Annotated in this window: 10 protein-coding genes; all 10 read right to left on the reverse strand. The window is 54.9% G+C overall.

Annotation, left to right across the window (positions count from 1 at the left end; all coding sequences use genetic code 11):
* Positions 1-26: 26 nt before the first annotated feature.
* Complete coding sequence (locus tag N687_RS0110370) at positions 27-440, reverse strand: hypothetical protein (RefSeq protein ID WP_231493455.1); 414 nt, start codon at positions 438-440, stop codon at positions 27-29.
* A 205-nt stretch (positions 441-645) separates the two neighbouring features.
* Positions 646-5,838 (reverse strand): hypothetical protein, encoded by a 5,193-nt coding sequence (locus tag N687_RS0110375; RefSeq protein ID WP_156040108.1) that lies wholly within the window; start codon positions 5,836-5,838, stop codon positions 646-648.
* A gap of 525 nt (positions 5,839-6,363) precedes the next feature.
* The gene (locus N687_RS0110380) at positions 6,364-7,707 is read right to left on the reverse strand and encodes a hypothetical protein (RefSeq protein WP_029421785.1); all 1,344 of its coding nucleotides are present in this window, start codon (positions 7,705-7,707) and stop codon (positions 6,364-6,366) included.
* An 80-nt stretch (positions 7,708-7,787) separates the two neighbouring features.
* Positions 7,788-8,279 (reverse strand): hypothetical protein, encoded by a 492-nt coding sequence (locus N687_RS0110385; RefSeq protein ID WP_029421786.1) that lies wholly within the window; start codon positions 8,277-8,279, stop codon positions 7,788-7,790.
* Between the two features lies 1 nt (position 8,280).
* The gene (locus N687_RS0110390; protein ID WP_029421787.1) at positions 8,281-8,658 is read right to left on the reverse strand and encodes a hypothetical protein; all 378 of its coding nucleotides are present in this window, start codon (positions 8,656-8,658) and stop codon (positions 8,281-8,283) included.
* 43 nt (positions 8,659-8,701) lie between these two features.
* Positions 8,702-8,866: a hypothetical protein gene (locus N687_RS23870; protein WP_156040109.1), complete on the reverse strand. Its 165-nt coding sequence runs from the start codon at positions 8,864-8,866 to the stop codon at positions 8,702-8,704.
* A 261-nt stretch (positions 8,867-9,127) separates the two neighbouring features.
* Positions 9,128-9,973 (reverse strand): hypothetical protein, encoded by an 846-nt coding sequence (locus N687_RS0110405; protein WP_029421789.1) that lies wholly within the window; start codon positions 9,971-9,973, stop codon positions 9,128-9,130.
* Between the two features lie 16 nt (positions 9,974-9,989).
* Entirely contained in the window at positions 9,990-10,970 is a 981-nt protein-coding gene (locus tag N687_RS0110410) for a hypothetical protein (RefSeq protein WP_029421790.1), read from the reverse strand.
* A 4-nt stretch (positions 10,971-10,974) separates the two neighbouring features.
* On the reverse strand, positions 10,975-12,408 hold the full coding sequence (locus N687_RS0110415) for an ATPase, T2SS/T4P/T4SS family (RefSeq protein ID WP_029421791.1): 1,434 nt from the start codon (positions 12,406-12,408) through the stop codon (positions 10,975-10,977).
* On the reverse strand, positions 12,395-13,468 hold the full coding sequence (locus N687_RS0110420) for a hypothetical protein (RefSeq protein WP_029421792.1): 1,074 nt from the start codon (positions 13,466-13,468) through the stop codon (positions 12,395-12,397). Before N687_RS0110420 ends, N687_RS0110415 begins: the two co-directional genes overlap by 14 nt.
* Between the last annotated feature and the right edge of the window lie 12 nt (positions 13,469-13,480).

The following is a 13,480-nucleotide window of genomic DNA, read 5'->3' on the forward strand; positions in this document are numbered from 1 at the left end:
ACGTTGTCCTAACGTAAACGTTATGGTTATTGAAAGAAACTCAACCACTTGTCCACTTCCTGCGCAGTCAACACACCCGGGACCTCGACCCATGTGTCCTTACCCGTCTGATGATACGCGTCTGGCGTCGGCAGGTTTTGTTCGACGTACTGCGTTTGCGGAGAGGGCAACGGATTCGACTTATACCCTTCCTTCACCCACACGGTCTTGGCCAGCGCCTCACTGGTCCGGGTCCACACCACGGCGGGTTTCACCTTCAAGCGCGGCCACACCTGCACGAACTGGTCAATGGCGTACTTCTCGTTTGGCGCGATATACAAGACGTTTTGCGCGGTGATCTTCGTAGGCAACGTATGCACCGTTCGCTTGCGACTGTCGAACGAAGACAGTTTTGTTTGAATGGCGCTTGGCAAGGCATTCACGGGACTCTGTGCGCTCACTTGATTGGAACCCTGAGAAACCCCTGCACAGCCCGTCAACACGAAAGCAACAGCAAAAGCAGACACATATGGTACGACCTTGCGATTCACGGACATCACCTCCCACATCACACCGTAACACACGCCCTATACGCTAATGCGCCATCTTCGCGCCAATTTGATTGTACGAGAAAGCCGCCAGTTGGCTGGCGGCAAGATGACTTCCCTACCATATCTCGTGTTCGTGGAAGTAAGTTCTCGGGTCGTTCCCGCTTACCCACGGTGCGTTTATTGCAAATTGTGCCGTCGCGTTGGCCACTTGGTTGTCCTGCGCCTTCACAAAGAACTGCACCGTATACGTCCCGTCTTGCAGGTATTGGAACCACGTTGACCAGTTAGGGTCAGTGTGGCCCTCCAGATAACCTGTGGTCGAGTCATAAGAGAGCGGAACCGTAAACATGCCGGTGAAATTGACCGGCGGATTTGGAGGCGCATAAGGACTAAATCTCAGTCCGCTCATGATAACGTACGCCTGTTGAATCGTCGAAACCGACGGCTTGACCTTGAACACCAGTTCTTCACCCGCCCAGAAGTCAGTCACTGGACGAACGAGACTCGGATCGTGCGCCGAATAATAGGCATTGTAATTTTGCAGATTCGCAAGCCATGCCGGCGTATGTGTGACGATGGCATCGGACAGCGTCAGCGGTATGGAAGTCCAAGTGACCTGGACATCATTGCTGACCGCATAGGTTGAGCCAGAAGACGGGTCGATCATCTGAGCGAAAAAGTCATCCGTTGTTGGTGTTGCCTCACTCCAAGTAGTCGTATAAGAGGTGGCGCCCGGTCCGCTTTGCCCGATCACCTGATTGGGCGACTTGATAATCTGGATCACGGCGTTTGCAGGCGCTCCGGAAGGCGCTGTGGCCGTGAGGGTTGTCGCCTCGCCCACGTGCAGGGAGACAGGCGATGCACTCAGGGTTAGGTCATACTGATACCAGGTGACCGATACGGGCTGAGACTGCAGTGCGACATTTTGAGCGGTCGTCTGCACGGTATAGCTCGCCTGTTGTGTAACAGGGGTTCCCGATTCACCCATGAGATACTCTGTGAAGTTGTACGTCCCAACAGCGCCACTAAACCAGCCTGCAGGAAGTTGAGTGACGTATCCAGTCGTCATCCACTGGTTGGCATTGTTGGCCACGAGAACTTGTCCATTCTGGTCAGTGATCTGCAAGGACACGCGCGCCCCATTCGGTGCAGGATTTCCAAAACCGTTCGTGTTGCTGCCTTGTATGACCACTTGATGAGGCCCTGCCGGCAGGGTGACCGTCGTGCTGGTGCCATTGGCCGCACCTGGTGCAGACGGGATGGAGCCGGACGAGTAGCCGTTTTGGAGAACCGGCTGACCGTCCAGGTACACGACCTCATAGTCATCCGCTGTAGCCGGGATGCTCACAGTGACTTGTTGCGATGTCGAGGTTTGAAAGGTCGTCTCGAAGAAGGCTGTTCCGTTTTTAGATGCAGCCTTCCCGTCTACCCAAAATCCGCCACCCTCACCGCTGGTGACAGCCTGTTGCGGGAAGAGGCTTGTCGGAATGTAGCTCGGGAGCCGATCGAACGTCCAATAAGGAAAATTTTTTACGGTACCCTCGGGAACACCATGTGGAGGAATGTAGACAAGCGATGATGCTCCCAATGGAGTGGCCAGCGGATACCACCCACCGTTGATGTACTCACTCGTTTGGCCGCTATAACTATTTGCCAGAATAGTTCCCAAGTCTCCGTCGTACAGAAGTTGCACCGGGTAGGTATCGGAACCCGCAGGGTTCCCAACATTAGTAAAATCTCCGTTTGTCGGATTAAACTTATACACAGGACCTCTGCCGTTACCAAGTTGTATGTAAATCTGGCCGTCACTGGGGTTGAAGACCATGCTCGATTGTGCGAAATTCCCCGCACCCAGCCCTGTGGGATACACGACAGCTGTGTCAGTAGCGGGGTTATAACCAATGATGGTCGGACTATTCCCGCCACCACCGTAATAGTTTGATGAATAAAAGTACATCCATCCGTTATTAGGATCATAGACTAGTGAACTTCCCCATAGGCCATATGTTGTTTGATTGTTAACCGTTGTTACTGGTCCGGTAGCACCCGTGGAGGCGTTGTAGTACAAAAATTTATCAGGCTCTGTGTTTATGAATAGGTAATTTGCGCCAAGGGAATACAACGTTTGGTTGTTAGAATCGTACACAATTGGCGCGGCGGGGCCTTCTATTCTTGTGAACACCATTCTTCCAAGGGAAGGGTTCCAACTCTTTTCGGTATATCCCATCCCGACGTAGGTTTGCTGGTCTGTGGAAGGATTGTAAGCGTAAAGATCTTGCTGACCATACAATCCTTCGTACTCGGTAATATAGAGCATTCCATTCTGTGGATCGAAAGTCATACCCGATGGTAGGTTAGTGGCCATACCAAAAATGGTATTACCTTGCACTGATGTTTGAATCCATTGAGCCGTATCTAGGTTGAATCCGTAGAGAACGTACATGAAAGGACCATAATAGGAATTCACATCATGTTGCCAATACGTGAACCAGACGTAAACAGTGTCATTGTTCGGATCGAACATGGGCGGGATGTATGTATCAGGCTCAAACTGTTGTATGACCGTCCCATTATAGGTTCCGTCTTTATTGGGAACAGGAGCAACGTATGCCCATTGATTAGCCGTAGAATCGTAGCTGTACACCGCATCAGAAGTAAACGCAAGGACACCGTGACCGGGGACATACCCCGGAACCTGTAATCCAGGGATAGACGGGTTACTCGGCTGTACCACCTGCGCAATATACGTGTCGGTCTGCGGCGTGTTCTTGGTGTCGTAGTAGTTGAGAACGCTCTGCCCAGGCTGGCCTGTAGCCACCACTTGCCCGGTGGTTTGATTCACGATGTCGAGCACGTATCCGCTTGGGATATTGGCCGCCGAAGCCGTTAACAACGTGGCCTTCCCAACTGGGAGCCGGGTCGGTTTGGCCGTGAGCTGTACAGTGTACCAAGTCACTGTGACAGGATTGGACGTAATAAAAGCGCCACTCTGGTCGGTATTGGAGCTAATATAAGCGATGAAAGTGTCGGTCTCTGGAGTAACACGAGTCACCTGGACGCTGTATGGTGTGTTTTGACTGTAGCCAATCTCCTGGCCTGTGTTTTGGTCATAGATAACTAGGTAGTACCCAGATGGTACGTTCTGCCCTAAAACAGTGAGCGTGGTTGTCTGTCCGGCCGGCAACTGAGTAGGATTGGCCGACAACGCAAGTTGGCTCCACTGTACCGTCACTTCGTTAGAGGGCGTTCCAACCTGTTCGTAGCCATCCGAAATGTAGGCAATGAATGTGTCCGTTTCCGGATTGTAGCTGGAGTATTTAGTGTTAAATGGCGTAGATCCGGTACTATCAACCATCTGCCCAGTCGTCTCATCCATGATGTACAGAGTGTACCCGGCCGGAATGGCCTGTGTGGTTGTCGCAGTCAATGTGGTCGGATTTTGCACCGGCAGATGAAGTGGGTTTGCGGACAAATTGATAGTTCCGGTCCACTCATTGACCCATTTCACTGTGACAGACGCCTGACTGATGACTTGGCCACTGCTGTTTATGATTTGCGCCGTATAAGTCTCACTGATTGTCTGCCCGGAAGCGGGGTGTTCTACCTCTTGATAGCTTTCGTAGTATGCCGTCTGGTTCTTTGTGTTCCACGGATTGGCCGCATTACCTGTACCAGACACAGAAATAGTGTCTCCAGGCCCCATTTCACCCTGCACAGCATACGCGATGGTCGACGGCTGGCCAGGAACCATTAAGGCCGGATCAGCAGTCAGAGAGATCGTTGGCGGCAAACTCTTCCAGGTAACTGCCACTTGATTTGACTGTGCCACGATCTGCCCCGCGCTGTTTACGATGTTGGCGGAGTAGTAGACCGTGATGCTCTGTCCATCTGTGGGATTCTGAACCTGTATGTAACTACCACTTGGCAACGTTGAGATGGTTTGAAAAGGCGGATTCACCCCTACGCCCGCCAACATGACCTTATCTCCAGGTTGCATGTTCGTCGTGGTGTACGAGACTGTAGACGGCTGTCCGCTCTGCACCAGAGTCGGGTTGGCCGTGAGCGTAATTGTCTCCTTGATAGCATTCCACTGGACGGTGACTGTGTTCGATGTCGCGTCCACATTGCCTGTCGCAGCATTGATGAGCTGCGCTTGGTAGGTGACGGTTTGCGCGGTCGAGGAGACCGCCTGTGTGGTCAGTTGCTGCTCGCCAGCGCGGTTATCTACATAAGCATTCTGACCCGCAAGCGTGTTCGCCCCGGACTGATCAAGAATTTTGATATAGTCGCCAGAAGGCGCGTTGGTTGCTGTCGCTGTCAGAGTGGAGGCCTGTCCAGTGGGTAAACTCGTGGGGTTCGCACTCAGGAGTAGTCCTACTCCAGGCTGAACGATCAGCGTGGTGGTAACGGCATTGCTCACCCGGTCCACCCCGTCGCACACCCAAGCGTTGATCGTGTACGTCCCGGGCTGCAGCGCTGCGGACGAGATCAACGAAAACTGGTCCGTGAACGAATCCTGCGAACCGCTCTCAGCCTGCATCTGCTGTTTGTCCGTGTTCCCGCTCCCGACCAACCACACAGACTGCCCGTTCGACTGATTCACCGCCTGTATCGACACCCAGTGATGTGTCGCCAGACTGTTCCACAACGGCACATTTGATGACACCGTGAAGTTCATCGGGTCGCCCTGCTTCACTGTGCCGCTCTGGTTGGTGTTGGCGTCCACCACCGACACGGAGTTGGCCGTTGGAGGCGCGGACGGTTGGATGGGATAGGTGTACAGGTACTCCTGATACGTTTGGCCGGTCGATTGGTCCGTGTACGTCCCGATTGGCCCGCTGACCGTGTGGCTGCCGATGAGTGCGCCGCTCTCGTTGACTACGCTGGCGAACGGGACGTAGGTATAGGAGGTGTAATTTGTCTTGTTCTGTACTTGAATCTGTTGGTTTTGCGTTTGAAGGTAGTTGAGCACGTAATCCAAGTTCCCGCCCAAGCGGTTCACCCAATCCTGCACATTCGATGACTTGGACGGGTCCGCTATCAGCAGGTATCCGTTGTCCGCGCTCACCCCTTGCATGTCGCCAAGCATGACGCCCCAACTGCCCTGTCCGTCTCCGGCGTCAGCTTGCTCTTGAGCGATGTGGATGGTTTGACCGTCCAAAGCTGGCCATGGCCCGGAAGTACCAACTACGACATCATCGCCGCCCATCAGGGCATACCCGCCTGATGTTTGCACCACGAATCCATATGCGGAAAGATTATTGTTCACTGTATATGCGTAGGCCCCCGTGAAGTACAAGCTGCCCATCAAGGCCGCCACTCCTATCGCCCCAAAGGCCCATACCCGTCTCCCTATTCGCATGCCCATTCCTCCACGCAAAAAGCTAGGTGTACAATGTGAACGTAGCAGATCACATGCGCAAAAAAGCGCCACGTTTGCGCCATTGTTCCACCCACCGAAATACGCTTGAGAGGAAAGGATGGAGCGAACAGGCGACCGTGATGTATCTTTCGCCTGTGTTAGACTAAATATGAAAAGAGAGCCGAGGCTGCATACTCGGCTCTCGGGCACCTACGCCTTGGGCGTTGTCCCTGCCCGTGATTGATCGTTGGGCAAGTAACCGCCCCGCTGGCGCTAACTTTTGGGGGCGGTTACTTGCGGCTTAGCAAGGTAAGAACCACAGCCACACGGAGCGACAGGAGCGCAACCACCGAAATGCAACGGGCGCCGGGAGCCCCCGGCTTTAGCCGTGTTGACGGTGGTGCTTATTAGAGATTCTTTCGTCTATACAAGAGCAGCCACTAACATGTGGCTGCTATGGCAAGGCTTGATTCACTGTTTACTGGGCGGGTTTTGTCCCTCTCCCCAGTCATACGGCTGATTAAACACGGGAGCACCATTGAGATTGACGTATGCGATTTGGAACCCTTCCAGGTACATGCGCGGATTCAATGTCCCCGTGTCAATAGACAACCCCGGCCCATTATTGGGAATCTGAAGCGTCTTCCCTCCTCTGTTGTCCTTCGCCTGCCATCCTCCATACACCCAATACCCGTCGACCACATGCCAGGCCATATTGCTGAAACTCTTGGATGTGTCAGGGAGTGTGAGATAGATGGTGTTACCCTTCACAGTCGCGGTCACCTGGTCATAATACTTTGTTTCGTCAGCGAGATACGCCTGATAATCATTCTCCGAAATGCCGTTGTTCACCGGCGCGCCGCTGTTTGCCGTATCGCCGTACCACATCCCAAAGTTGCTGTAAAACGGCACGTGCAGGTGATGCACCCCGTTTACCACTCTATCCCCAGTGAGCCACCACTGAAGATTGCTGAGCACCGTGCTCTCATCCGTAGAGTTAATGACGCTTGACGGACCAGTCACGCTGGTTTCCTGAAATAGACCATTGATGCTCGCCCACATATAGGGGTCAGTGGAAACCTCGTATTTTAAGTCATACGGAATCCACTGGCCCTTGTTCGGTCCCCAGGACGCGGTGACACCCTTCGCCTTACTGGCCCACTGCGCCAGCCACGTCGCCACGTTTCCGGCTGTTACCGGCGCGTTCGTCGGGTTCACGCCCGCGTCCGCCATGCTTGGGTGGCTGTTGACATCCCACGTATTGGCGTTGAACACCTGCCACATCGCATTGGCCATGTCCTGCTGGGTGGCGGGCTTTGTCTGCGTCAAGCGCCAGTTCGTCCCGTCCCACGTAGACGTGATACCCAAACGATTAAGAGCCTGGAACAAGTACCAGATCGGGATGAATGTCGTATCCTGGCCGCTCGCGGGGTCCTTGGCCACCAGCTTCGGCGCGGTCTGCACAACCGTCCCATTGATGGATATGCTCATCTGATTGGGACTGGCGGCCGGATTGTCCAGGTTCGGTGTCATCGACGAAGGAACCGTAAGGCTCCAATGCGTTCCGTCCCAAGCGGACTGAATGCCGAGCCTATTGAGTACCTGCATCGCGTAGTAGATCGGTATAAACGTCGTTGGCTGGTTCGTCGATGGATCATTAGCCGCTGTGTGTACCGGGTCCGTGATGTCCTGCCCGTTCAGATAGATGTGTGTTGGTGAAAACGTCACCGCCATGACCTGTGCCCCAGGCGAGAATGCCGTCGTCAAGGCCAGGGCGGCAGTCCCTACCGTTACTACTTTGGCTGTTCTACGCATGGATACATCCTCCTTGATGGTATCTATTTCTAGTTTAACGCCGCCCGTTCCCCGAAACGGGCTAAACGAGGACGAATTTCTCAGTGCCCGTGATAACTGGCCACAACCGGAATGTTCATCGTGAATGGCTTCACATTCGCCGCATAACTCGGCATCGTAAATTGCACCACGAGCACGATGGACGGCTCATTCATCGTTACGTCAATGCCATACGTGGTGTTCACGTAGTGATAGGGAAAGTTGGCGTTACTCCAGTCAAAGAACTCTTCATCGAGGACTTGCGGCGCAGTCTTGAGCATGGTATTGGGCTTCGGTTGCCACGTCCCGGGGTCCAGGTCAAGGTTGTTGGCCAACGTGCTACGGAACGCATTGTCTGCCTTGGTCTGGTCAAACACTGGCTGACCGTTGGAAACACTGTCCTGGGTCACCATCTCCACGGCATCGTCAGTGGCCAATTGAAGCGCGTCGTGAACGCGATGATAATCCGATTCTTCCATTTCGAGGTTGAACACCTGCAGATGAGACTGAAACTGGAGAATGACGAGGAATAAGGCCATCAATACCCACTTCATATCAGTCCAGCGCCTCGCTGTCCGCGCTCTCGTGCGCCGTCAACATCGCGTGATTCGTCGAAGGACTCAAGGAGAACAAATTGATTCGCGTCGGAACTGACACGGTAAGCTCAATCGGGGTGCGCCGCGTCGTCGGCGTCGTGGTCCCCGACACGACTACGTTCCCAGTTGGATAGCCCAGCGCCTGTGCCACATTCTGCTGAATGGTCTGGAGGTCGGTACTCGTAAAGTAGCCCTTGATCTTGGCCTCCGATATTGCCGTGTGCACAACGGATTGCAGGTACTGCAACCGCGCCCCGTTGATCACATCCATGTACGGCTGATAGTTCCACGATAGAATGCTGAAGTACAGGAGAACCAAGATGATGACATCCCTCACGAGTACCAACCCCTTTGCGATCAACTACCCGTATACCCGTCGATCATTGTCCTGCCGCTTGACTCTCGGCCTGGGAGATCTGAGTCTGCGTGAACGTCTGCGCACTCGCCTGCTGTTGGCTGTTCCACCCGTTCATATTCACAACGCTGACCACTGCAGCGACAAGAAGCAGAATGCCTGCCACAATTCCAGCCGCTACACCGTTCACCCGCATTCACCCCCTTTCAAAGGCTCACCGCTCGGCTAGATTTTGCGCGGGCGTGGTCGTCAGCACTCTCACGCCGGCTTGCCCCACTCTTTTCATCTGACCCTGGCCAAAACCGACATTCGAGAGCGCGAAACACACCACAACCGCCAGTATCAAGAGCCCTACAAGGATCTGCCGAATCGCCCATCCTCCTTTCTGGTTCGTTTCCTTCACCCTACCACTTCATCCGTGCAAAAACGCGCCAACTTTACGACACAGTTTTTATCCCCCAGTGCTCAGCCTCAACAAGTCGCCTGTGTACAGCTGGATCACAACCATCGTGTCGTATGTGGCGGCGCCGAGCCCAACCAAGGTGAGGGCGGTGCCGACCAATGCCCTGGTGTTGAGCTGAGTCCGAAAGGCGGCCAACCGCTCAGTCCGGAAACTCTCATGGTTGTTTTGAAATACATCCAGCGCCACCCCGATCCCCGCCTGTTCGATCTCCATGAGCATCTGCGAGAACGTCTTGGCCTGCTTCGTGCCCACATCTTCTCCGAAATGTTGCAAGGCGGCCATTGGGTCTTCCAACCACTCGTCCAGACACCTCTTTAAGAACGGACGCAGCACGGGTACACGGTGCAATTGGCGTTTGAGCATCTCATTGACAGCAATCGGGTGGTCGCGAAAAGCGACGATCTCTTGCAGTAGCAGGCGGTACAAGAGATACAGCGCTCTGTCCCGTTGTGAGGAGGCCTGTTTTTGCATCCACAAAAACCCGTAGTACATCGGAAATGGCCGCCTGTACTCCAATATCAGCCACATCAGAACCGGAAACACCACGGGCAACGCCCGGCCTTCGGCCAAACCGGCAATTGCAACCACGGCAAAGACCGCGGTCACCCCTAACCGGACGTAGTGATAATGTGGAGCGCGGATGTTCAGCCCGCTCTTGCGCAAGAGTCCATTCAGCACGTCATCATCAAGACGGTTGCGCACGCGCATCCTGGTGGTGTACCAACCGGCGGCTATCCGCGCTTGCATCTGAAATCGTCCATATTCACCCTGTTCGGCAAGGTAAAAGAGGATCACGCTTGGGACGACCCCAAGCGCCAGAATCACATAAGCCACGCCGCCCGCCCCCTTCTTAAATGTCCTGCCTTGGACGGTAAAAGATGACTCCTATCAGAAACGAACCGAACGTGCACACGAGTGTGAGAATGAACCATCTGAAACCGACCGGGTTTGAAAATTGGTACACGAAGATTTTGTGAGTGAGATACACGTAAAACAGCAGCATCATGACTGGCCACATGAAAAACGGCACGCACGCGACCAGCAGGCTATCCAAACGCGCCAGATTTTGCCCCTTGCGTGCATCCTCGATGTCCTGAAACTCCTTGTGCATTAGCGCCAGGCTGTATTCCACGTCCACACCGTCCACCACGGCGTGCTCAATATCGTTGGCGATCTGCGCCGCCCAGCTCGTCCCAAGCTCTCTAGTGAAACGGTCCAACGCGCGTCTTGCCTCGTCAGGTGTGGTATGGTCAGTCAGCCGGTCGGTCAATCTCGCCAGGGAACGCCGGATGGGTCCTGGCGGCAGGGCGTCCACTGTGGATTTGAGCGCGTGCAGCATGCTACCGCGGTGTTTTCGATACTCGGGGACGATGGTGGTGATCAACACACCGATGTCATAGCTGTTTCGAATGCTGAGATGATACCGGCGGATCTGCAGCAACCCGTAAGGCGTCGCCAAGGCCAGGACACCGGCAACCACCGGCAAGCCCGGGTTGTGAACCAACAGTAACGCCAGCACGAACGCGACAACTCCGCACATGACGGACAGCATGACAAACCGGGAAACCGATTCGCGTCCTGGATTCTTCAGTGTCGATTTCAAAAGGATGTCCAAATGTTCACCGAATCCAGCGTACCACGGAGTTTGGCGCGTCTTGTTCGCGCGAAACCCCTCACTGACACGAAGCATTTGCCGGTGCCCAATGCCGTAATAGGCGCGCCGGATTCCTTCGCGGACGTCCCGCCATACTTCGTCAAAGAGCCAAACCGCACCGGCACAGGCGCATCCGTACAACACGAGTTGAATCAGCGTGTTCAGCGCTGCCAGCATGCGTCTACCCTCCAATCCTTATCCGGCGTACCGCTTGTCCCTGAAACGGATGTGCTTCCTCCAGCCTTTTGAACTCCTTCAGAAACGGTTCCAACACCTCGGGATACGTGTCTTCCAAGCGCTGCCTCATTTGCGGCGGGACCTCCGCATGGAATGTCCAGGTGTCGGTCGCCCGGTGATACTTCATCCAAGTGGTGACACTAAACGATTCACTTTCGTGGTCGTACTCGTATGCGTACACACCTGTGACGATTTTTCGCCCGGTAGGGTCCTCCCACATGCTGATCGCGACATCAATGCTCTGCGCCGCCCGAATGTACGTTGCCCGGTGATCTCGATTGGGCCGGGCCTCCAGGCTCAAGTCCGCCAGCTCACGCGGGATGTTCTCTACATACGGGCTGTGATAACTTGCCAATGCCCCATTTCCCCGTTCCCGCGAGAGGAAAAGCAGATCCACTTCCATGCTGCGAATCTCCGGGACCATCATGTAATGTGCGTCACTGCGCAGGAATGCCGGGAACAAGGAAGTCATCTCGTCAAGCGGCGATTTGAGCGCGATGATCCGTGCGGCCCTGTCAGGAAAGTCCCGTTTCAAGTGCGCCTCGAACGTCCCGCGTTCTACCGTCACGACTTCGAGATTCGGGTCCCTGGCCCCAAAAATAACCTTCAGAAACGTGGTCTTGCCGCTACGCCGGATACCCGTCGTGATCATCGTCAACATCAGTCGGCTGAGCAGCTTCCACCACCGCACGGAATCAGCAGGAATCGTGCGCATTTCGGCCTCATGCTCAAATGTGTACTGGTTGAAGACGTACTGACGAAACACCAGGACGTAGGTCTCGGACAGCGGCGGAGTGAAAATCGTGACGCGTGTCCCGTCCACCATATCCACCTGCGTCCAGTTGTTCGTCTGATTGACCTGGTTATGCGGGTCCTTGAGCGTGAGGGTGCGGACCAATCGTTTCACCTGGTCGATGGAGTCAAACTCGAACGGTTGCAACACCTTCGTGCTTTGACCCTTTACGCCAAAGAGAATCTGCGTACCGTTGACCGTGGCGGATTCGGTCGGATTGGCGAACCACACACTCATTGGACCGAAACCCAGATGGTGCTGAAAGATCGCTTCCGGCAGGTTCGGGTAGTACCAGGGATACCGTGTGTTCTGATACTGCGGGTGCTCGCGCAAGAAATCATAGATGCGTCCGATGAAATACTGTTTGGCGGCGGGCTCGCCGATGATCGCCTGATACTTGCGGGTCAAGTAATCCGAATCCGCGTCTTCGTCGGCTCCCACTTCATGGCCTAGATACTGTTTGAAGGCCTCTATCACCCGCTCAAACGGAACCTCTCCCTGCTCCCGTGCACGTCCGGCTTGCAGTTGTGCAAGATACCTGTCCGCTCGAAACGGTTGTTCAGGCAGCAATTCACGCACGGACACCGGCCATCACCTCCACGCCCGCATCCGCAACGGCCGACTGGACGATGGTATCGACCGCCTTGCGGAACTGTTTCTCTCCCAGGAACAGCTTGAGCGGCTCCGACTGTTGTTCCGCGTACAGGTCGATAGACGGAAAGTGCGGGATACCCGCGACTGGAACCAAGCCGACGGATTTGGCAAAATTGGCCCCTTTGCCGTGCAGCTTGCTGCCGACGAGCATCAGTTCATGCTGCTGGATTCCAAGAGGCTTGAGCACATAGTCAAAGTGATCGAAGAACTGGCGCTGTGTGGACGCCAAATCGTTGGCGACAACGTACCGGTGTGTCGCAATCCTCAATCCCTGCAGAGCCATCGCGGTGTTGAGCACGCTACCGAGATCCAACACAAGCACGTCGAACATCGAGCTTGCCACGGCGATGAGCGAATCCATGTGTTCCGGTTGCAATGTCAGCGCTTGGGTCTGGTTTCTCAATCCCGGCAGATACCTCACACGGTAGACGCTCTCCATCGCGGACAGGAGTGTGTCCCGGTCGAGCTTGTTGTGCACCAAGAACGAAACGACATCATCAAGATGATGATTCCGTTCGGACTCGGGCAGCATCCAGGTCCCCGAATTGTACGCGTTCAGCCCAAACACGCCGACGTTCTTGCCGTGTTGAGCAGCCAGGACATGGGCCACGGCCAACGCGATGGTGGTGGTACCAAGGCGCGGATACACGCCCCAAAAGGCGAGAATAGGGAGCCTCGAACCGGATGAAACCTGCTCCTGCAGGTACTGCGCCAACTTGGCCGCCTGCACCAAGCGGATGTTGTGCGCTGCTGCAAACGCGGTCATGGCTTGGGACGTGTCATCCACGATATAGGTGATCACGCACTCTGGATGCTGCTGACGGAACGTGTACAGTTCGGCTTGGTCGATGACGGCGGAATCGACCAGGATCTCCTCCGCACCGTTTCGACTCTCGTTGACCATTTCGCCTACAGCTTCGAGCGTCGCACACATCGGCACTTGTTCGGGTAATCCTCTTTTCAGTTCGTCGCGCAATCCAACTGCAAGCACCCCAACCCCTCC

Source organism: Alicyclobacillus macrosporangiidus CPP55 (genome assembly GCF_000702485.1).
Lineage (GTDB): Bacteria > Bacillota > Bacilli > Alicyclobacillales > Alicyclobacillaceae > Alicyclobacillus_H > Alicyclobacillus_H macrosporangiidus_B.

Bases quoted from the DNA above. Each gene is read 5' to 3' on its own strand.
- N687_RS0110375 (WP_156040108.1), bottom strand. From the start codon at position 5,838: ATGGGCAGCTTGTACTTCACGGGGGCCTACGCATATACAGTGAACAAT.
- N687_RS0110380 (WP_029421785.1), bottom strand. From the start codon at position 7,707: ATGCGTAGAACAGCCAAAGTAGTAACGGTAGGGACTGCCGCCCTGGCC.
- N687_RS0110385 (WP_029421786.1), bottom strand. From the start codon at position 8,279: ATGAAGTGGGTATTGATGGCCTTATTCCTCGTCATTCTCCAGTTTCAG.
- N687_RS0110410 (WP_029421790.1), bottom strand. From the start codon at position 10,970: ATGCTGGCAGCGCTGAACACGCTGATTCAACTCGTGTTGTACGGATGC.